We start from the raw sequence: 19,805 nt of genomic DNA, 5'->3' as shown, positions 1-19,805 counted from the left end.
ATATTATATTGATGTTGATAATTTAAAATATATCAACAATTTATTTGGTCACAATGTCGGGGATAGTCTGCTCCTCCACGTCGGGACGGTTTTAAAAGATCTATTCAGTCGCTACCCCAACTATGAGGTTTACCGAATTTCCGGAGATGAGTTTGCTATCTGCAAAAACGGTATCTATGATCCTGATGAAATTCAATATTTAGCTAAATCGATTATCCAAGAATTTGAGAAGTCTATCACAATTGGTGAGCAAATCATTAGTGCCAGTGTTAGCATTGGTGTATCCGGTAATGAATATTGCGACGGAAAAAAATGCAATATCTGTACCAAAGAGTGTCAGGATAGTCTGGAACAGCTGCTTAAGAAAGCTGAACTTGCCATGAATCAGGTTAAAATGAATGGTAAAAATAATTTCATGATTTTCAACCCGTCCATGAATGAGATCATCCAGCGAAAAGCTTCATTACAACAGGATTTAAAACAGGCTTTGAAGTACAAACAACTAGAGATCTATTATCAGCCAAAATTTGATCTGGCATCAAACCGCTACGATGGTTTTGAAGCCCTGTTACGATGGAATCATCATGAACGCGGGTTTATCCCCCCGCTTGAGTTTATTCGCATTGCCGAGGAATCCAACCTCATCATTGAATTGGGCGACTGGATTCTTGAAGAATCCTGCCGATTTATCAGCAATTATAATCTTACACATCAATCCAATTATTCCATTGCCGTTAACATCTCAACCTTTCAGCTTTTAAATGACGATTTTGACGAAAAGGTAACCAAACTACTGGAAAAAACAGGCTTAGATCCGAGTCTTCTGGAATTGGAAATTACTGAAACCATGCTGATGAACTCTATGTCGATTGCCTCTGAGAAACTCAACTTCCTCAGAGAAAAAAACGTCAGCATTGCGCTGGACGATTTCGGCACCGGTTATTCCTCCCTGACCTACTTAAAAGTACTGCCAATCTCAACCGTCAAACTGGACAAGTCCTTTATTGATGAGATTGCCACCGATAAGATATCGTTAAAAATCGTGGAAAATGTTATCCAGATCGCCAAAAACATTGGTCTCAAAATTGTGGTTGAAGGTGTGGAAACCATTGATCAGTTCGAAATTTTAAAGAACCTCCCTTGCAACAAAATACAAGGCTACTATTTTTCAAAGCCCGTACCAGAAGCGAATCTCTCTGAGATTCTCAGCAAATTTCCTTAAAGATTTATTTTTATCTTTAAATTACAGTGACTTCATTATACAGATTTTTATTGCCCTCCACAAAGCCGACGATTATATGACAATTGTCGGCTTTGTACGTTTATCGCATAATTACTATGCTTTTTCGAAGTAAAAGAAACATTCTTTAAAAAACTCCAAGGTTTTTTATTCCCCACCCATCTACTTCGTCGTCTATTTCATACTAAAAATGTTTTTACACTGCTACTGTATCTCTTCTGAGAGCAACATTTCTGAAGAACTCAGTTTTTTTCTCATAATTATTTTAAATTGAATGTCATTTAATTAAAATAGAAAACGCAATCATGACTCATTCTTTACCCTTATTTTTACTTATTGGCAAGCTATTTCATTTTAGCTTAAAATAATATTAATCATTTTTATTATTATCTCCCCCATAATCAATCATCTTCTTTCCATACTTCTTTCTTATTCCCTTTTTTAAGGCCATTTCTCAACAATTTTTAGTTTTTTAACCCGTACTTATAATAATGCTTTCTTAATTGTCATTACTTGTATGCTTGCAAATTTTACATGGCTAATGTATTATACGCATTGCCAATTTGTAAATAAATTGCAACAATCAATGATGCATTTAAGTCACACACACTATTGTGACATCATCATGCTTTGACATTGGAGGTCAAATGAAAAAAAACTTAATAAAAAATACCTGTGTAGGTCTTGCCTTTGTTTTATGTCTGGGCTTATTACCAGGAACTGTAATGGCTGAGGAAACCGAGGTAGATTTAACGCAGATCGCACAGGCTGTAGAAACAGCTGAAGAAGTGGCACCTCTCCCAAGCATATTTTCAGCTCGAACCACAGGACCAAGCTCAGACAATACCTATTACTTTGCTGATAATCCCTATTCACAAGGTGGCTACGGTTTGCCGAATTGCACGGCTTATGCTTTTGGCCGAGCGTATGAAATTCTGGGAACCAAGCCAAACTTAGCAATGGGCAATGCAAATTCCTGGTGGGCATATAATCAAAGCACAGGTTATTATCCTTCCGGTTCCACTCCAAAACTTGGTGCTGTTATTTGTTGGGGTGGCAGTTCAGACGGACATGTGGCGATTGTTGAAGCAATTAACGGTGATACTGTGACGTTATCGGAATCAACCTATAGCGGCATCTACTTTCAAAACTATACCTATACCATTGGCACTGAAGATGCCACTTCAGTGGGCGGGTTCCAAGGCTACATCTACCTTGGTGACTTCATTGATGCCACATCTGATGTAACCCCCCCGACATTGTCTGATGTACTGGTTACCGACTATCAAGGTGAGGGAATCAAGGTCACCGCTCTGGTTTCAGATGACCTGAGCGGGATGGGTTCGGTATACTTCCCTGTCTGGACCGAAAATAATGGACAAGATGATTTAATCTGGCATGAAGGGACTATTGAAGGTAATGTTGCCAGTTGCTTTATACCATACAGTGATCACAATACCGAACTCGGTGACTATAACGTCCATGTTTATGCTTACGATAATGCCGGTCACTATTCAATGACCGGTACCACCATCACAAAAGCCGACACCTTTACCAGTCTGGGTGAAGTTGCCCTGTAACGTTGCACCAAGAAGCCATCCTAGCAACCATAAAGTTGCTGGATGGTTTTTTATTTTTAACTCATATCATTTGATACTTGTTTAAAACAATACTATTATTATATTTTATTTAGAATAATGTTATCATCATAAGAAATCGCTTTAAATATGCGAATTTTCTTGTCATATTGGCTAAAACCAGATAAGATATAGATACTGAAATAACGTTTAACCATACCAAATTCTAGGAGGTAGCTTATGAAAAACCTTGAAACTCAATCTGGCCATTCAAATCTGCTTAACGATGACGGTTCGGTGATCGGTGTTCGAGACGATCTTGATTTGATTAAAAACTACTTGGTGCCTGCATTTATGAAAAAACACACTGCATTTTCCTGCCTTGATGATTTCTTAGAGTCAGCCGGATTTGTCGTAGCCACTCAACAAGATTTTGAGCTTGTCCCCGTTTCCATAATGGATGCCTGGGTTCGACAAAACAGCAATTTTCCAAACTGGTCAGACATGGTTTCGGCTGCAGGTGATTTCTACTTCGATACCCAGATGAAGGCTATCAAATTTAAATCCATATGAATTAAAAAACAACGATGACAGCATCGTTGTTTTTCATTCATGATCAGAACGTGTTTACGCAAGCGAGTCGATATAATCAAATCTTCAAGGTCAAAAGACAACACATATTCAGTTATTCTTATATCACTGCCATTATGTAAGGGAAATATTCTATCCAACGGAGGTACCACTGTGTCAAAAATCCTGATCCTGACATCAACAAAACGTGTCGAAAAATTTTCTGATTTATCTATCCTCCCCAAAGACTGGATACTCGTTTTCGGTGAAAGTTTAAATAGCGATGATGAAATACTACAGGTTGCCAGCGATGCTGATTTTATTTTTGCGGATGCAGTCCGGGAAGTCAGCAAAAACCTGATCGACCACATGCCGAATCTCAAACTCATCCATTCTGAAGGTGTGGGCTATAATAAAATCGATATTCAAGCCGCTAAAGAAAAAAGCATCTACGTCTGTAACAATACCGCCGCCAACTCTGCTGCGGTTGCAGAGCAAACGATTCTACTGATATTGGGCCTGCAACGACGGCTCCTGGAAGGCGATCAACTGGTACGAAGCGGTCAGCAGATTCAGGCCAAAGGTTCATTTATTCTCGATGGTATTCCGGAACTGGGTTCCTGTCACGTGGGACTGGTCGGTATGGGTTCCATTGCCCTTGAAACGGCCAAACGTTTGCAGCCTTTTGGCGCGCGGCTTAGTTATTTCAATCGTTCCCGAAAAATTGAAGTTGAAAATAAATTAGAGCTCCGCTATCTGCCGTTAGAAGAACTCTGCAAGCAGTGCGATATCATCAGCCTCCATTTACCAGTAACTCCGGAAACCACTGGACTGATCAATGCAAACCTTCTGTCTCTAATGAAACCGACCGCCCTACTTATCAACACAGCCCGGGGCGAGCTGGTCGTTCAAGAAGATCTGGTTGCCGCATTAACAACTGGGCAGATCGCCGGGGCTGGCCTCGATACCCTGTACCCGGAACCGGTAATGCCCGATAATCCGCTGCTTAATCTGCCGGAAAGCTGTCATTATAAACTGCTATTTAGCCCGCATATTGGCGGAACAACTAAACCGGCTTTTGAAAAAATGCATAAAACGGTCTGGGCGAATATTCTAGCAGTTTCTAAAGATGCTTCACCGATAAATTGTGTTAATGGTTTATAATCCCTGTAATATGAACAGGTCATCATCTAATATGCTGGCGACCTGTTCATATCGAAATCGTCCGATCTTCAGTTTTTTAAATGATATTTAGTTTTTAAAGAAATCGCTGTAACAACAAAACCAGAATTTCGATCATAATCCCTGCGATACCAAATAAAGCCGGATTAAAATAATAACGACGATCGCCTAGAATCAAAATTTCTTCAGGCCTATCCGATTTGCACCGGATTTTGACAATGTCTCCCAAATCATAGCGTTTATCGCCCTGAGAAGCCAATGCGGCCGTTCGATACACTTTTTCAGCAATCATGTATTCTAAAATTGGAGTATACTCATCATAAACCTGCCGTCCGGTACGTACCTTATTTTCTTTCATTCCTACTACCACTGCTTCAGTTTGAATGCCACGCTTTTCAATTATTTTCAATTTTATCAACCTAATGATTGAAAAAATAATAAGTACAATTCCCGCAACTCTAATAATTACCAACATCAGTGACATCATTGAACATCACAACCTTTCATCCCTTAATTCGAGGTATCCCTTCGATATGATAAATGTATTGTACACCATTTCTATCCATTATATAATTAAATCAACCGGAAATAATAACATGAATTTTTTTAGGAGGAACTGTCCCGATGGAGAAAAACAAATCGCTTATCGTCACTTATCCCGACGTACAGATTATGCAAGCCGGTCCCGAAGCCTATCAAAAAGCCGCCCAAGTGATCCGCGATGGTAAGATTGTTGTGATGCCAACCCTGACTATTTATGTGGTGGTCTGTGATGCCTTCAATGCCTCAGCGCTGCGACGATTAAGAGCAATTCGTCATAGTCCCGCTGATAAACCGATTACGATCGTCATGGATAAATCCAAAATACCGGAATATGCGACGATTGATGAACGTCAACAACAGATTATCGATATTTTTTCGCCTTCACCGGTGAGTATGTATGTTCAGAAAAAAGCAAAGACACCACTGGATGCTGCTACTGGGTCTTCCGAAGCTATTGTGGTCTATTTTCAGGATAGTCCCATTCGCGATCTTTACGAATGCTGTGGGACTATTCTCGCGATCAGCTCTTCCAATACAAAAGGGCGGTTTGCAGCCAAAACCATCGAAGAATCGATTGCTTATTTTGGTGCAGATGTTGATTTGTACATTGATGGTGGACCAGCCCAGGGCGACAATGCCAGCCCTCACATAGATATCCGGACATGCCCGGTTGAATCCAGACGGGAAGCGACTCACTTTCCTTTTGAAAAAATTAAAAGAATTTTAAATGAGCATGGTTTGGAATAAGTCCGCTTTAAAATCATTATTTGCAAATCGTTTGGCAATACAACATTCATCGTAAAACAGGCTATCTAAACGCCTATTTAAATTCGACCTGCTTTTTCATGGCGGCCACCCCGATATTTGCGATGATCCCCGCCACTCCGTTTTTAATGGGATTCACTCGGATTGGATAAAAATAATCGGTTCTAGTTCGATAATATTCGTAATCCGCCGGCAGGTTCTGCTCAGAAAGACTGGCCATTTTTTTGAAAATTCGGAACCAGATCAGGTTACTCAGCGATGGTGAAGCAAGCTTTTTGTTTTTCATGGATCGATAGAGACGATCAGCGGCTTTTTCGATGTCTTTCTGAACCCGTTGCTCGTAGTCCGCGGTGGCTTCCCAAGGGGTTGCTGTTATTTTTAATTCGCAAACCTTATCGCTGCCTCCCAAGGTCATTCCCAAGGATGAATTAACCCTGGACAAGCCGGAGCCACCATTTGCTACCAGCATCAGTGATTGATTAAAAAATTTCGGTCGATGCAAGCTGTAGGCAAAGCGATCAATAAAGTTTTTCATCAACGCACTGACATTCATCGCATAGCCTGGAGTACTGAGAATGACACCGTCGGCACTTAATATATCAGCTTCAATGTTATTTTTATCGTCTTTAAGGGGACATAGCATCTCCCCTTTACCAATGCAGATAAAACAACCCTGACAGAGTTTTAAATTTACATCCTTCAAAAAAATGTATGAAAATTCAACCTCATCCAAACGTGAGAGTTCAGCCTCAATCTTCTGAACGATTTCAAAACCTCTCCCTTTGTGGGGGCTTCCCATAATTGCAATAACTTTCATGCTGATCTCACTCCCAAGTTTATTTTAAGTTTTCTTTATTTTTCTTGATAAGATTGACAAACAGCTTTTCATTTGGAGACAAGGCTTCGATTTTAGCTGTTTTTAAATGATTGTAAAAAGCATCCATACTTTTTAATTGATCAATCAGTCTCAATAAGCTGTTATGGGCTTCCTGATCTTCCGGTGTTTGCGGTTTAACCTGGTCAAAAATGGTCTCCAGATCTTTTTTGGCCTGATTCATAATCGTTTGTGCTTCAATGTATTCCTGATTTAACATATTATTCTTCTTTCTGATTTTATTTTTGACTGTAGTGAAATGCTATTTTAAAAGATTATAACTGAATGATATCATAAAATCAGGATGGTTGTGAACTAAATCTAACTCTCCAATCAAAAAAGCGAATCAAACTCGGGTTTGATTCGCCATCACAAGTCTAAAGTCTTCGGTATTTCTTTAACGCCGTCACATTTGCTAAAAACAGCACGCCAATAAAGGCGACCGATCCCGCTAACCATGGCCATATCTCGACAACCCCCTTGCCTTGAATCATAATCATTTCCAGGGCGGTACAGCCATAATAAATTGGCGTGAGGTAACACAGGTTTCCCAGCCCAAAGGGAATGGTGTCAATCGGGATCAGTCCGGAAAAAAAGATCTGTGGAATGATGATCACCGGAATAAACTGAACCAACTGTAATTCATTGTTGGCAAAGATCGATACCAGCGCGCCCACCGAAACCGCCGAAAATGCCATCAGGATCATGACTAAGGTACACAAGGCTACCGATCCTTCCACCTGAAGCTGCAACACATAAACAGCGTACAAGATAATCACCACACTTTGAACTGCGGCCAGCAAACCATACCCCAGGGTATAACCCCCGATGACATCAATCCGTCTGATCGGAGTCATCAGCATCCGTTCTAATGTCTGCCCAAACCGCTCGCGGACAAATGACATCCCCGAAAGAATAAAGACAAAGAAAAATGAGATCACGCCCAGAAAAACAAAGGAGAGCGAATCGAGCTGATTATCCCCCGATGATTCATAGACATAATCAATAATCAACTCATTTTTGGTTGGCTGCAAAGCTTTATTGGTATCCTGAATGGCTTCCAGAGCGGCGGCGGATTTGGAATTTTTCTCCAGCAATTCAATGTGTGTCCCTTCGCTGTCGTTCCAGATCAGTGCATCGATTCCATTAGCCTCCAAATAATCTGCGGCCTCGGGTTTTTCTGTTTCTTCACTAACCGTGGCATGGTTCTCAAGCTCTGCGACAAATTTTTCGCTCATATCATTGACGGCCAGTTTCGGCACATAGCTGGAATCGCTGAGAATAAAAAATAACAGCGTTAAAACCAGCAGCGGCGCAAATAAAAGCAATCCCAATGATCGCTTATCATTTTTCATTTGACCCAAAATCCGTTTAACAATACTTAACATAATGGTGCCTCCGCTTCTGATTGATTGTCGATGAAAAACAATTCTTCAATGTTACCATCAGGGGTCTGGGCGATTAAATTTTTAACCGTATCCCGGGCAATGATATGACCATTGCGAAGCAAGGCAGCGTCATCACATTGGGTAACCTCATCCATGACATGAGTGGTCACCACAATAGTGGTTCCTTCATTCCGCAGCTGTCTGAGATAAAGCCATATTTTGCGGCGCAGCACCGGGTCAACCCCCACCGTTGGCTCATCGAGCACCAGCAACTTCGGTTTATGAATCAATGCAACCGCCAGCGATATTCGTTTTTTCATCCCCCCGGAACAATCACGGATCAGCTTATTTTTACACGCAGCCATATCGACAATCTGGAGTAGCGCTTCGGCATCCGCTGCAAATGTTTTACGACTTTGTCGCTGCAGCCCGGCAAAAAACTTCAAATTTTCCCAGGCCGATAACTCTTCGTATAGCGCTTCATTTTGTGGCATATAGCCCATCTCGGCTAGCAGTTGGCGGTTTGGCACGGCGATCCCACCGACTGTGACGCTTCCACCATCAGCGGGTATCGCGCCCATCATAATTCGCAGCAAAGTTGTTTTTCCTGAACCAGATGCCCCCAGCAAACAAAAGATCCGGCCTCCCTCAATTGTCAAACTGATCTGATTGAGAACCTGTTGTTGTTTAAATGATTTATTGACTTCACAGACTTCTATTTTCATTTTCCGTTCCCTCTTCTTTATTTTTGGTTATCCCCATTTTAGCCCTAATCCGTATTAAATTCAACCAACAGACTTTTTCAAGCTGTTGGATTTTCTTGTTTATCCTATCGGCTTCGTTTATAATCAAAATGAACAATCCTGCTAAATGAGGTAAAACCGAGATGACAACTAGTTTATCAAACACCGCCAAAGTTACCCGCCAAAACCTGATTGATGCGTTTTGGCTATTATATTGCAAAAAAAATATTGAGAAGATCACCGTCAAGGAAATCTGTGATGTGGCCGGCTACAATCGCTCGACTTTTTATGTTTATTTTAAAGATGCTTATGAAATTCTGGCAGAAATTGAAGAACAGACCATTACGGTAGACGATTTTAAAAGCATTGTTATCAAGAATCTCTTTCACGGCAATCTCTTTCATGATCATCGTAAAAAAGCCATTTTAAAATCAATTTTAGAATTCTTTGAAAAAAACAAAACCTACCTCCCGGTTTTATTGGGGGAAAACGGCGATGGGTTATCCAATATACAAATAAATTATAAACATCTATACATGTAAATAAATAGGGCTATAGATTTATCTATGAGCGTTTTTTCTTTTAATAAAATAATGTCGCATTGTGATGATGCGACATTATTTTTATGGCCAACCTCATTTATGCATGAATCAGAGGCCCGGTTGGAACGATTAATTGCATTATACCATAAAGTCATCGAATGTTCTATAAATATGGCTTGTGATCTGGTTTTCGCAGGTCACTTATTACCTGCGAGGGCTTAAGCTGCTTAAATCGGAAATACGAGCGATATTTGATAAAATCATGTTTTCTCGCAAAATCGCACTATAAAAAACCGTAATTTCATCAGTTCAAGCGTTTTTATCGCCAGTCTATCGCATTTTCATAAAATCAATTTAATAATGAAGTATCCCGAGCATACGCCCATGGTACTGGGTAATCGGTTTTAAAGTAATCAACCCCAGCCGGGACATATTCATCAACTACCATATTTGTTGCTATGGCTCCATTTGCATAACTCACTTCATAAATGCGTTGGTAACTCATATGCGCCGTACGCAAAAGCAATTCGCCGCTTGCGGCGTTTGTTTTTCCAAACAATGTGGAATGCCCACCATTTGTCGTTCCTATAAATTTGGCTTGGCCATTTTCGAAAGTGTAGATTTGGTATTCATAATTTGCTTCGCCACTCCCTTTCTTAACAAACAATTCAGGTATTCCATTACTGTCTATATCAAATAAGCTGTAAGGGCATGCATATTGTGAGTATCCATAAGTTTTCCCGTTCTGAACAAACAACTGATAGACAACATTTTTATATGCCTCTTTGAATTGAGGGATAGTAGCATCTTTAAAAGCTGTTCCTGATCCAAGCTCTGGAGGATCTTCGTTTGCAGGTGAAATAACAATCTTAATTCCTTCTAAGCGATATCCATAACCAGCTGTTCCGGCTGGCTCTCCATTTTTGGCCCATCCCATCCAGCCAATATTTTGCGCATGAACTTTGTAGTAAATATTAAATTTATCGGCATCGGCTCCGGTTAACTTAATCTGGATCGCTTCGAGTCTATACCCCAATCCTTCGGTGCCGCTCATAGCATCATTTGACTTCCAGCCGCGGTTGGTATCTGCTTCCCAACCGATGTTCTGAATGTGGGTTTGGTAACTGATACCAAGATCGTAGCCTTGAGCGTCCAGGTTAATCTTGATGCCCTCTAACCGATAAGACATGCCTTCGGTGCCGCTCATCTTTCCGGATCCTACATAATTTTGCCAGCCCACATTTTGAACATGAGTGCAGTAGCTTATGCTGGGATATGCATCTGCCATTACGCTGGCCGGAATCACCCCAATTATCAACAGCAGCGACAATAATAGAATGGTCATCTTTTGAATATTTTTCATCACAAATTTACCCTCCTTATATTTCTCAATAATCAAAGTATACGCTTACATTTATTGAAATTCAATAAATAAAAAAGAATAATTTACAAATAACCGAGAAGCCGCTATAATTTAACTAAATTATTTGTTTCGGATAAAATAATAGGGGGAATTATGGAAAATTTTAACGCCGCTCTTGACCAATACCTAAGTGACACCTATAGCGAAATGGACGTTGCCAAAGATACCGAATCTCTGAAAATGATCCGTGACATGGCGCTTGGAGCTCTCTTGTTTTGTTTTCGTGCCGAGATAATCACCGATCAAGATCGAAATTTACTTGTCGATAAGATTAATTTGGAATATGGGATCAAGTGGCGTGATTTGTTGAAGGAAAAAGCTTTGAAATAAATACGATAAAATATCCAGCCCAGGCTAAACACCTGGGCTTTTTGCTTCCACAAACCATCGTGGCTCCTCGTAGAACAGCAGCCTTTCCTTCCCGCCTATCTTGCACTTATACCTGATCCCAATTCCACCTACCGCCACTGAAGCAGCTTGCCTGACGTCTAGGACTCGGTCTATTTCGAAGACGCGGCCATCTGGCCAGTGAATCTCTAGTGGGATTATTCCGTTTCCATCGAATCTTACAACCACTTCGACGAATTTCTTTGTTAATTTCATTTAGCACCTCAATAGAACATTTGTTTAATAGTACACCCGTTCGGGGTTGAGGTCAACGGATAAATTATTTAAAAAAACTTTTAATAAGCTCTTGACTTTACGCCTTATAAGGCGTATAATAAAACCATAGAAACAAACAAATAAAAAAATGAAGGAGAACGAAGATGGCAAAGACATTTAAAATCTTTTTTAAAAACGGAGACGAAGGAACAATAACGATTGAAAACGTAAAAAGACATGCGATGCACGAAATGAAAGTAATCGAAGTTAAACGGAAAAACAAAGTAATTGCTGAAAACTGCGACGGAGAAACATTTTATGTCGGATCTATTTTCGCAGATAGAAAAACGGGATTAAAATTCGGGAAGAAATCGCATGTAACGCTTGATGACCAATATTATGAAGATTTAAAAAAGACTGGAAACTACATGAACCCTGGCGAAGTGAGAGCTACTGGTTCTTGGAAATTCGAAGAAATTGGAAGAATCGATATAACAAAAAACTACAAACTGTTAGATTATCTTTACGGAAACGAATTTTAGATATTGACCGGCCCCGGCGGTATACCCGGGGAATAAGTAAAGGTGACGGACACACCAGATAAAACCGGAAAGGTGAAGTAATGAAAGAATTTGACAAAACTAAAAAATTGTGGAATGGAGATGATTGGGTTTCCGTAAGTAAAGAATGGTGTAATGGTATTGCGAATTTTAACAGCATCGATGAAATGTACGATGAAGTATCAGCCTTAAAGGTCGTTTATAAAAATGGCGATGTTATTTATTACAGAGATGTACACGGAACATGGGGAAGCCCAGTATCTTTTAGATAGAAAAAAGGAGTTGCGCAAACAACTCCTTCCCACCCCTTGGGTTACGGTTCGGCTTAAATTATGCGATTTTGTTTACCACCTAATAACATAATTTAAAAACATCACATGTTATGGTTCGGCTTATGACCCATAAATCATATAGTTTAAAAACACCATGTGTTGCGGTTGCCGTTATTATAGCACCTTAGGAGGGAAATGTAAATATGGAAAATAAAATCAAGGAGCTTCGAATCGCCGCCGGGATGACCCAGCGGGAATTAGCCGAAAAGGCTGGCGTAAATATTCGCCAAATTCAGAAATATGAGGTCGATCAGCCCGAAATCGGAAATGTCAGCCTGCGGATCGCTGTCGCGCTGGCCGATGGACTAGGCGTTTACGATCTTCGGGAATTTATCAAATAGGCCCCCTAACCGGGGCTTTTTCTTTGTAATAAAAAAAAGACCCCCCGAAGGTGGCCGTTGCCGCATTAGCGCAATTAACTACTTAATCTGCAAATAGCCAGCAAATTAACAAACGGCTTAATACAGGCTTTTTATAGGTTTTCCGTATTTTATTTAGTTATCTAGCAAGTTAAATTAAGTCAGTATTTTGTATATTTTGCGTTATAGTTAAACGGACGGATCACGATTCTGTTACCCGTCCGAAACTGTCTGGAAACGCCCTACATAAAATAATACCCTTCCTGGTTATAAACGCCCTGAAGGGATGTGTTTAATTCAATATGCATAAACCCGCTGTCTGGATAAACCCGTACCGGTACACCAAATTCATTCCACATGATCCATGCAGCATCGACGATATCCATCCCAGCTACATGCATATCCACGGCATCGCCAACCAAATGAGCGGAGTTCCAGACGCCGCCCACCGCCTCATTATCGGACGGACACCGGGCCCCGCAGGTAATTACAACCGGCAAATCAACTCTTTCCCTGAAAGCATTGAGAATTGGGTAAAATCTCGGGTTTAGGTTCGCTTCTTTGCCGTATTGGGTAACTGGGTAGCCATCGCACGGATCGGAAATGTAATAGCCGTTATGCCCAGGGAATCCGCAATCGTCTCTGAATTCTTCTTTGACAAAATGCTTTCCGAAAATAGAATCCGGCACCGGTGCCGGGGTAACAGGCAATTCTTCGACGGTTTTTACCGGTTCGAACTTCTTAAACGACTCGATACCGTCAAACCCCAAGTCAACACCTTTCGGCACGATCAGGACGGCCAGCGCTTCCAGTCTCAGGCTAGCCCCTTCGGTCCCGGATAGTTCCCCGTCTTTAGCCCAATCCATGGTGCCAACATTCTGGGAGTGGCTTCGGAACTCGACTGAATAATCTGGCGCATCAGCCCCAGTTAATTGAATCTGAATTCCCTCGATCCGCTTTCCGGGCGCTCCCGCTTCTGCTCCATCTGCGACAAATCCAGTCCATCCCGCATCCTGGACATGGACATTATAGTGAATATGAATATCCCTGCCATTTACATTAGTTAGTCTGATCCGAACTAATTCCAGTTGCTTAGAAAATCCGATGGACCCGGACAAGAAACCATTTCTGGAAGTCGGTGTCCAGCCGTACCCCGGGATATATACCTCGTACTCCACGCCAATGTCCAATGTAGGCGTGGAATTATCTGGCGGGTGGATGATATCGAATGCCGCTTCTGTTACCAGGCACGCTTCATGCTGCTGTATCTCCCAGTACGGAATATACAATTCGTTAATATCCACTGTATGGCTGATCCCATCAATAATGCCACTGTCTGTTTTTTGCCACATGCCGAACAGCTCCGGGTTTGGCAAATCGATTGACGATCCGTAGTATTGGGCGGCCCACAAGGGATCATCGGCGTAATTGTGGTAGTTGATATAATTCTTGAAGTAATTGTTATTCGCATAAACACCACCCCGCCAACCGTTGGCCTTGAGCGTCGCCTTGAAGATATCAATGATCTGATTGGCATTAGCTGCAAGCCATGGGTCACCCTCGATGTCGACATAAGCTGGCATGTCAAATTCTTTCCCGGCGATAACCGAGACGAAATAGTTTGCTTCTTCCTGGATTCCCTCAATGGTATTGGCACCAACACAATAATAGGGGCCTTTATGGATACCGACTCTGGCACACTCTGCATAATTTCTTTCGAACGTTGAGTCTGGTGACGGGCGACCGTCTTCATACTGGCCAGCTCGCATCACCACCGCCTCAACCTTCTTCCCATCGAACGTGGCGTTTTTTAACACATCCCAATCAATCGCAGGGGCCGACGGATTCGGCCCCTGAAAGTAACTGATGTCAATCGCGAGATACATGGTTATTTACCGTCCCCTAAACCATCGCTCAATGGGTTCGTAAAAGCATTGTAGATATTCCACAATACTGACCCGACTACCCATGGATTACTGACAATTTTCAACCCTACATCCAACACAGCACCCCAGGTGGTAAAATCCGTTGGGGATAAACTAAAATAACTACCAATCATAACAGCCAAACTTAATGCCAGGCTTGTCATGAACTTTTTATTTTTCAATCGCTGCTTAATATCCAATTTCCAATTCATCTTATTTCTCCTTTTTTTCTAAAACTGTGATCCGCTTATCATGATCTGCCAAACACTCGTCGTGATCCTCTAATTTGCAATGAATCCGACCATGAGACTCTTTATTTGAATCTCGTAATTCCTTGATGCATTCCTGCAAATTAACCATTGCTGCCGCTACCTTACCCCACTCAGAACTCAACTTCATGAGTGTTATGATTAGGCATATTAAAGCTATTAAAACCCCTGCTGCTGTCCAGTCAAATAACATAAACCGTCCCCTTTCAAATAAATAGGGACGGTTTCCCGCCCCTGAGCAATAAAAAAACAGCCTAAGCTGCTGCGTTCAACAATCCAACAAGTTCGGTATACTGTTCTTGCGTGATTCTGTTCCCGAGTAAGAAGATATCAAGCTTTTTAAGCATATCGTTATACTCGTAATTGCCATTTGTAATCATCATCTTTGCTACTTTATAGGTCATTTCTATTTTTTCCTTTCTATAATCCGGACTGCATTTCCATTAAAACTGTCTGGTATTGGGTTTCCAAGTAGTTTGCTCTGATTATTTCGTCGATGGATGGTTGTGGGTCGGCTGGCACTGGTTCAGATATCCCCAGTTCAACCTTCATAATTTTTTCGATCGTACCGGTATCGTATATTCTTTCAATATACGTGTATCCATTTTCTAATATTTCTTGTTCGTTTGTAATTTTCATCGCGTTCTCCTTAATCGTCTAAGTAATATTCACACACAGTAACAACCGCTGTATCTTCTTTTTTTACACTAATAGAAAGTCCAGTGTTAAATCTAATCAACTCTGGGATAAGAAATAATCCACCGGTCGCATCAAGTGATTGTTCGGATGCAGATGGAAAATTAATCGGCACGCTTCCAACCCTACCAAAGCTACCGACAAAATTAGACGGACTAAGGTTATAAAGCCCCCCTAGCGGCAATTGTACATTTCCGCTAGAGGACACACCATAGTTTACTTGGTCAATTATACCCTGAGCACATCCACTAACTAGTTTTGTAGCAGTATTATTTATGCTTAAAACGACAGCACCATCTATAGTTATCAGTATCTGCGAGTAGTAATTGCCACTCACGCCGCCCCCATTATTAACATTAAAAGCAGATTTCAAATAACCCTTACCTGTTACAGATAAAATTTGAGTTAGGGATGTGCGAACCGTGGTGTCGTAAATCTTTCTATAACCTTTGCCATTTGGAAGTTTTATCGTTTCTTCCTTACCTAAATTAATAATTCTCCCCATATCAGCTCACCTGCTCCTCAATCCCGTACACAGTAACATTTACATCCGTCCCGGTATCTTGCTTGAACCCCAGCGTTTCTCCTGCAGCTAAAATAATTTTATTATCCGAAATAATTTTGCTCGAATCCACTGCTATTTCGATATTGTGGGCTAGTTGATTAGTGCTTGCTAGACCATGAGCAAATATAGCTAACTTTCGGGCAGTTGTCGTATTTTGATTATCTGCCCAGATCTCAACGATCTGTGCGCGGCATCCTGATGGAACCGTGTATTTTGCGGTTGCCGTGGCGCTGATTGCGCCCTGAAATAGTTTCTTTGGTATTACATCCCCGATGGCCATCTACATTCCCCCCATTCTAAGTTTTCTGTTCTGGTTGATCGTTTTTAAATTTATCGCATCCAAAGCCGCCTGCTGCGCCAACGAAACAGGTTTGTTCGAGTCCGATGTGTTGTCAACATTGTTTAAACCTACTTGTGATTTTGTTACGGAGTGGGGGTTGGTGGTGTTGGCAATGTGGGTATTATGCTCATTAATCAACTCATTCCCAATATCCGAAATTCTTTCTGTGATAAGACTCCCTTTTGCGGGGTCATTATCGCCAAATGTTCCAAATCTATTCTCCATGTAGTGCCTCCTTTCTAAAATGCATTAGTGATTGTCCTTTCAAACCGGGTTTCCGCCGTTTTGGGACTGGGTACCGTATGCATCAACACAATTAAATCCCCCGCCGAATCGTACAGCCCGTAGGCCGAAATGCTATGGCCATTCCCTTCGCTTTGATCCAGTATTCCCAATATGGAAGCCGTGGTTGCGATTGGGAATGTGTAACTCTCAATATTTTTCTTTAACACTTCCCCGGGCACTGCTGTTGCCGCCGGATCGGGCTGCGTTGGCTCCCCGGTGCCGATATTATGACCGCCGGTGCCGAATCCGATCTGGGTGATTGCCGGCAAAGTGATCGCCCCCATGGACGCCTTGGCCAGCTTCTCCCGGCCTTTATTCGTTGTAATAATAATCGAATCTGCCATTGTTTCCCCTTTCTAAATTATTTGCATGGATGTTGAATGAACAATGATTGGCCGGATGCCGTTAAGTAATAGTGATCCGTCCAAAAGTACTGTTCCATCCAGGATGAAGTCAGGCGTATTGATGACCTCGAAACTATCCACCAAACCAGTTGAATGGCTGATATCGAGGGTATTATTTGTGGTTCCTTTAATCACCATGCTCGTGCTGTGTGTTATAACAATTGGGTTACTAACAGTCAGCGGTTCGCACCACCAGACCTTAACTCCGCCCGTTTTAATGAAATTGGCCATCTGCTTAACCTGGGTCATGGCTTCAAGGATCTTGTCCTCATAATCCTCATAGCTAAAGGTGAAGCCACCGTCCAGTTTCCGGCTGCCGTCCAGTTTGTATTTGCCGTCCAGATACCAGGGATCATCTTCAAGATTCTGGTACTGGCTTTTGATCTTATCAAAATAATTGATATACCGAACTTCCAGCGCCGCTGGTTCATTACCATAGGACGCATCGCCCCAAACCTCCCGGGTACCAAGGAAATGATCATCCAGTAATGCGTCCATGATTTCATTGATCGTGTCGATTTGCCCCCCGGATCGGTTGGCCCGAATCTTAACTTTTAAGAACATCCGATACCGCACGTCATCCATAGCGCCCCGTTCCTGGAGAACATTTTTCCCAATGTTATCCAAGGTCACACCGGTTGCATTGTCGATCAAGCGGTAAAGCTCAATAGTTTTGAGTGCATCCCGGATCTCCTGCATTTCCATCTCAATCACAGTCATTAGGCGCCCAATATTACTGGTGGGATCCCGCTTATAATTGCTTGTCAGCCGTTTTGCCAGTTTCACGAAATCACCACCTTGTTATAATCGGTCATCGCTACAGAGTTCGCATCGATGACGATATTGGAGCTGGTGAATGTGGTATTGTCAGTGGATACCGTCACCGTCACGTCTGTTACCCCGGAAACCTTATGGCATAGCCCAATCAATTTGGTGTAGATGACGTCGGCGCCAAGGCCCATACCGTTGTATTCGGTTGAATCTGCATCCAGACCGCCGATGTATTGGATAATCGCCGTTTTGATCGATGCGTTTCCACTGGCCGGATAAAGATCAGTGTCTTTAGTCAGGGTAATGTGGATATAGACAGGCACCTCAGTTGCCCGGGTGAATCCCATTTGGTGGGTAATGCCTTTATTGTCGGTAACGCCCACATAGGTCGCACCAAACGCCTGGATGCCACCACCTTTTGATTTATAGATGGCATTGGCCACTTCAGTATCTGATCCCCCATAAACGAATGAGGATAGGCATTTAGGGGGGATGCCGTCCACTGTTGCTACTGTATCATTTTCAGTCACTTTGGCATCGGTGACGGTTGGTATTGCCAACAGCGCCGCCTCAACACTTGCTGCAGTTGAACTGCCGCCGCTGGCAATCGAATCGTCATATCGGGCTTTAAATGTCGTGGTATCCTCTACCTCTTTACCGCCAGATGTTTCCAGGGCGTTTGTGACCGACGTAACCCCGGATAATGCACTCACGATCTTGGTAATCTTTCCGGCCGCCACATTCCCAATACCGCCAACCTCAATACATTGGATATTAACATCGATAGTACCGGTGCCGCTGATGGTAGCCTGCTGTAACGTCCAGAAATGGACATTGTCAAAAGCAATTACAAAATTGGTCGGGATAACAGTTCCCGGGGTCCCGGTAAAGGTCGCAATACCAGTTGCATAAGTAGCACCTTTTCTTTTCACATTAATATACTGGCCGACCGCATCAACCTGGTATCCTGTGGCGGTATCTTTGAATGCGGAATAATAGACATTCTCAATCTGCTGCCATTCGTCTGCCAGCTCAAAAGCAATCACCTTTAACTGCATCCCAAGTGGGCTGTTGGTGTTTACATTAATGTCCCGGCCAAAAATGCTTTTTGCGTTGGATTGTAGGCTTTCAAGTATGTCAATATATCGCTTTCGCTTAAAACCCTTCTCGGTTAAGCCGAAATCACTCATAATCTCACCTCACTTTCAATGGTATTACCGTTTTTAGTGATGATCTTAAACCCGATGGCCAATGATCTGGCGGAGTTGTCAAAATCAATCGTCGTGGCGGTCACCGTCTTCACTCTGTCATCCTGGGTCGCTGCCGAAATCAGGCCAAGGCGAATCATGTTTTTGTCCGGACGCTTAGTTTTAAGAAGATCAAAGTCAAACCCATGGACAGGATCCAGAAAGAATTCTTTTACATTGGCCGAGAATATCCGCTCAATACTTTGGGCTTCTTCCTCTTTACCTTCCACCATGACCAGCTCACCATTATTGTCAAAAACGATATCACCATCGATTAACTTAAATGTTCTCATTCAATCACCCCCAGAATCACCGCATCGGTCAGATCTTTCTTGCCAAATGCCACCAGAACCACGTCCCCGACATTTAGCGGCAAAACAAAAGGCACCGGCGATCCATTTACCAATGCCCATTGCTTTAATTTCTTTGCGCTGCCAATCAGCGGATAATCTTCTTCCCCGGCTACATAGTTTTTCTTTGGAATTGGTTGGATTACCAGTTTCGGAGACACTGAAATTACTTTACATTGCATTGTGGTGTTAAGCTCTGCAATTCTGTTATCCATTATTCTTTTGATTAGTGTGTCAAGTTCAAGCACAGCA

Annotated in this window: 30 protein-coding genes; 10 read left to right on the top strand and 20 right to left on the bottom strand. The window is 42.1% G+C overall.

Annotation, left to right across the window (positions count from 1 at the left end):
- From Q7P33_RS11580 to Q7P33_RS11565, 4 genes are all read left to right on the top strand, one after another.
- Positions 1-1,222, top strand: a 1,222-nt coding sequence (locus tag Q7P33_RS11580; protein WP_303870488.1) for a bifunctional diguanylate cyclase/phosphodiesterase, incomplete at its 5' end; no start/stop codon positions are given.
- A gap of 665 nt (positions 1,223-1,887) precedes the next feature.
- Positions 1,888-2,820 (top strand): CHAP domain-containing protein, encoded by a 933-nt coding sequence (locus Q7P33_RS11575; RefSeq protein WP_303870487.1) that lies wholly within the window; start codon positions 1,888-1,890, stop codon positions 2,818-2,820.
- 237 nt (positions 2,821-3,057) lie between these two features.
- Positions 3,058-3,390 (top strand): hypothetical protein, encoded by a 333-nt coding sequence (locus tag Q7P33_RS11570; RefSeq protein WP_303870486.1) that lies wholly within the window; start codon positions 3,058-3,060, stop codon positions 3,388-3,390.
- A 171-nt stretch (positions 3,391-3,561) separates the two neighbouring features.
- Positions 3,562-4,551 (top strand): 2-hydroxyacid dehydrogenase, encoded by a 990-nt coding sequence (locus Q7P33_RS11565; RefSeq protein WP_303870485.1) that lies wholly within the window; start codon positions 3,562-3,564, stop codon positions 4,549-4,551.
- Positions 4,552-4,645: 94 nt separating this feature from the next.
- Here Q7P33_RS11565 and Q7P33_RS11560 read toward each other — a convergent pair whose 3' ends face one another.
- Entirely contained in the window at positions 4,646-5,044 is a 399-nt protein-coding gene (locus Q7P33_RS11560) for a DUF3592 domain-containing protein (protein WP_369693296.1), read from the bottom strand.
- Positions 5,045-5,193: 149 nt separating this feature from the next.
- On the opposite strand from Q7P33_RS11560, the gene Q7P33_RS11555 reads away from it, so the two are divergent.
- Positions 5,194-5,859 (top strand): L-threonylcarbamoyladenylate synthase, encoded by a 666-nt coding sequence (locus Q7P33_RS11555; RefSeq protein WP_303870482.1) that lies wholly within the window; start codon positions 5,194-5,196, stop codon positions 5,857-5,859.
- A gap of 73 nt (positions 5,860-5,932) precedes the next feature.
- On the opposite strand, the gene Q7P33_RS11550 is transcribed toward Q7P33_RS11555, so the two are convergent.
- The 4 genes from Q7P33_RS11550 to Q7P33_RS11535 all read right to left on the bottom strand — a co-directional run bounded on the left by Q7P33_RS11550 (position 5,933) and on the right by Q7P33_RS11535 (position 8,864).
- Entirely contained in the window at positions 5,933-6,694 is a 762-nt protein-coding gene (locus tag Q7P33_RS11550; RefSeq protein ID WP_303870481.1) for an NAD(P)H-dependent oxidoreductase, read from the bottom strand.
- 19 nt (positions 6,695-6,713) lie between these two features.
- Entirely contained in the window at positions 6,714-6,971 is a 258-nt protein-coding gene (locus Q7P33_RS11545) for a hypothetical protein (RefSeq protein WP_303870479.1), read from the bottom strand.
- Positions 6,972-7,128: 157 nt separating this feature from the next.
- The gene (locus tag Q7P33_RS11540) at positions 7,129-8,139 is read right to left on the bottom strand and encodes an ABC transporter permease (RefSeq protein ID WP_303870478.1); all 1,011 of its coding nucleotides are present in this window, start codon (positions 8,137-8,139) and stop codon (positions 7,129-7,131) included.
- Complete coding sequence (locus Q7P33_RS11535) at positions 8,133-8,864, bottom strand: ABC transporter ATP-binding protein (RefSeq protein WP_303870477.1); 732 nt, start codon at positions 8,862-8,864, stop codon at positions 8,133-8,135. Before Q7P33_RS11535 ends, Q7P33_RS11540 begins: the two co-directional genes overlap by 7 nt.
- Before the next feature lie 161 nt (positions 8,865-9,025).
- Between Q7P33_RS11535 and Q7P33_RS11530 the strand changes: the two genes are divergently transcribed.
- Positions 9,026-9,424 carry a TetR/AcrR family transcriptional regulator gene (locus tag Q7P33_RS11530; protein WP_303870476.1) on the top strand — a complete coding sequence of 133 codons (399 nt, stop codon included), beginning with the start codon at positions 9,026-9,028 and terminating at the stop codon, positions 9,422-9,424.
- A gap of 349 nt (positions 9,425-9,773) precedes the next feature.
- On the opposite strand, the gene Q7P33_RS11525 is transcribed toward Q7P33_RS11530, so the two are convergent.
- Positions 9,774-10,787 (bottom strand): hypothetical protein, encoded by a 1,014-nt coding sequence (locus Q7P33_RS11525; protein WP_303870474.1) that lies wholly within the window; start codon positions 10,785-10,787, stop codon positions 9,774-9,776.
- 153 nt (positions 10,788-10,940) lie between these two features.
- Between Q7P33_RS11525 and Q7P33_RS11520 the strand changes: the two genes are divergently transcribed.
- Positions 10,941-11,177 carry a hypothetical protein gene (locus Q7P33_RS11520; RefSeq protein ID WP_303870472.1) on the top strand — a complete coding sequence of 79 codons (237 nt, stop codon included), beginning with the start codon at positions 10,941-10,943 and terminating at the stop codon, positions 11,175-11,177.
- Between the two features lie 24 nt (positions 11,178-11,201).
- Here Q7P33_RS11520 and Q7P33_RS11515 read toward each other — a convergent pair whose 3' ends face one another.
- Positions 11,202-11,450 (bottom strand): hypothetical protein, encoded by a 249-nt coding sequence (locus Q7P33_RS11515; RefSeq protein WP_303870470.1) that lies wholly within the window; start codon positions 11,448-11,450, stop codon positions 11,202-11,204.
- Between the two features lie 164 nt (positions 11,451-11,614).
- Between Q7P33_RS11515 and Q7P33_RS11510 the strand changes: the two genes are divergently transcribed.
- The 3 genes from Q7P33_RS11510 (at position 11,615) to Q7P33_RS11500 (ending at position 12,683) form a co-directional block, all read left to right on the top strand.
- Positions 11,615-11,992: a hypothetical protein gene (locus Q7P33_RS11510; protein WP_303870469.1), complete on the top strand. Its 378-nt coding sequence runs from the start codon at positions 11,615-11,617 to the stop codon at positions 11,990-11,992.
- A gap of 80 nt (positions 11,993-12,072) precedes the next feature.
- On the top strand, positions 12,073-12,282 hold the full coding sequence (locus Q7P33_RS11505) for a hypothetical protein (RefSeq protein WP_303870467.1): 210 nt from the start codon (positions 12,073-12,075) through the stop codon (positions 12,280-12,282).
- Positions 12,283-12,485: 203 nt separating this feature from the next.
- Positions 12,486-12,683, top strand: coding sequence for a helix-turn-helix domain-containing protein (locus Q7P33_RS11500; protein ID WP_303870466.1), 198 nt, complete (start codon positions 12,486-12,488; stop codon positions 12,681-12,683).
- Between the two features lie 260 nt (positions 12,684-12,943).
- Here the strand turns inward: Q7P33_RS11500 and Q7P33_RS11495 are convergent, their stop codons facing one another.
- The 13 genes from Q7P33_RS11495 to Q7P33_RS11435 all read right to left on the bottom strand — a co-directional run bounded on the left by Q7P33_RS11495 (position 12,944) and on the right by Q7P33_RS11435 (position 19,801).
- Positions 12,944-14,587, bottom strand: coding sequence for a GH25 family lysozyme (locus Q7P33_RS11495; protein WP_303870465.1), 1,644 nt, complete (start codon positions 14,585-14,587; stop codon positions 12,944-12,946).
- 2 nt (positions 14,588-14,589) lie between these two features.
- On the bottom strand, positions 14,590-14,838 hold the full coding sequence (locus Q7P33_RS11490; protein WP_303870463.1) for a phage holin: 249 nt from the start codon (positions 14,836-14,838) through the stop codon (positions 14,590-14,592).
- Between the two features lies 1 nt (position 14,839).
- The gene (locus Q7P33_RS11485; RefSeq protein WP_303870462.1) at positions 14,840-15,025 is read right to left on the bottom strand and encodes a hypothetical protein; all 186 of its coding nucleotides are present in this window, start codon (positions 15,023-15,025) and stop codon (positions 14,840-14,842) included.
- Positions 15,026-15,149: 124 nt separating this feature from the next.
- Positions 15,150-15,299 (bottom strand): hypothetical protein, encoded by a 150-nt coding sequence (locus Q7P33_RS11480; RefSeq protein ID WP_303870460.1) that lies wholly within the window; start codon positions 15,297-15,299, stop codon positions 15,150-15,152.
- Positions 15,300-15,315: 16 nt separating this feature from the next.
- Positions 15,316-15,534, bottom strand: a complete 219-nt coding sequence (locus Q7P33_RS11475) for a hypothetical protein (RefSeq protein ID WP_303870458.1) — start codon at positions 15,532-15,534, stop codon at positions 15,316-15,318.
- A 10-nt stretch (positions 15,535-15,544) separates the two neighbouring features.
- A complete protein-coding gene (locus Q7P33_RS11470; protein ID WP_303870456.1) occupies positions 15,545-16,096 on the bottom strand; it encodes a hypothetical protein in 552 nt (183 codons plus the stop codon).
- A gap of 1 nt (position 16,097) precedes the next feature.
- A complete protein-coding gene (locus Q7P33_RS11465) occupies positions 16,098-16,436 on the bottom strand; it encodes a hypothetical protein (RefSeq protein WP_303870455.1) in 339 nt (112 codons plus the stop codon).
- Positions 16,437-16,721 carry a hypothetical protein gene (locus Q7P33_RS11460; protein WP_303870454.1) on the bottom strand — a complete coding sequence of 95 codons (285 nt, stop codon included), beginning with the start codon at positions 16,719-16,721 and terminating at the stop codon, positions 16,437-16,439.
- Between the two features lie 14 nt (positions 16,722-16,735).
- On the bottom strand, positions 16,736-17,125 hold the full coding sequence (locus Q7P33_RS11455; RefSeq protein WP_303870453.1) for a phage tail protein: 390 nt from the start codon (positions 17,123-17,125) through the stop codon (positions 16,736-16,738).
- A gap of 12 nt (positions 17,126-17,137) precedes the next feature.
- Positions 17,138-17,971: a hypothetical protein gene (locus Q7P33_RS11450; protein WP_303870452.1), complete on the bottom strand. Its 834-nt coding sequence runs from the start codon at positions 17,969-17,971 to the stop codon at positions 17,138-17,140.
- Positions 17,968-19,146 carry a baseplate J/gp47 family protein gene (locus Q7P33_RS11445; RefSeq protein ID WP_303870450.1) on the bottom strand — a complete coding sequence of 393 codons (1,179 nt, stop codon included), beginning with the start codon at positions 19,144-19,146 and terminating at the stop codon, positions 17,968-17,970. Before Q7P33_RS11445 ends, Q7P33_RS11450 begins: the two co-directional genes overlap by 4 nt.
- Positions 19,143-19,496: a DUF2634 domain-containing protein gene (locus Q7P33_RS11440; RefSeq protein ID WP_303870448.1), complete on the bottom strand. Its 354-nt coding sequence runs from the start codon at positions 19,494-19,496 to the stop codon at positions 19,143-19,145. The genes Q7P33_RS11445 and Q7P33_RS11440 overlap by 4 nt, the downstream gene beginning before the upstream one ends.
- Complete coding sequence (locus Q7P33_RS11435) at positions 19,493-19,801, bottom strand: hypothetical protein (RefSeq protein ID WP_303870446.1); 309 nt, start codon at positions 19,799-19,801, stop codon at positions 19,493-19,495. The genes Q7P33_RS11440 and Q7P33_RS11435 overlap by 4 nt, the downstream gene beginning before the upstream one ends.
- Positions 19,802-19,805 lie beyond the last annotated feature (4 nt).

The sequence above is a fragment of the Acetobacterium wieringae genome, assembly GCF_026646375.1.
GTDB classification, from domain to species: domain Bacteria; phylum Bacillota; class Clostridia; order Eubacteriales; family Eubacteriaceae; genus Acetobacterium; species Acetobacterium wieringae_A.
The sequence above is the reverse complement of the archived record's forward strand: the minus strand, read 5'-3'. Positions and strand labels throughout refer to the sequence as shown.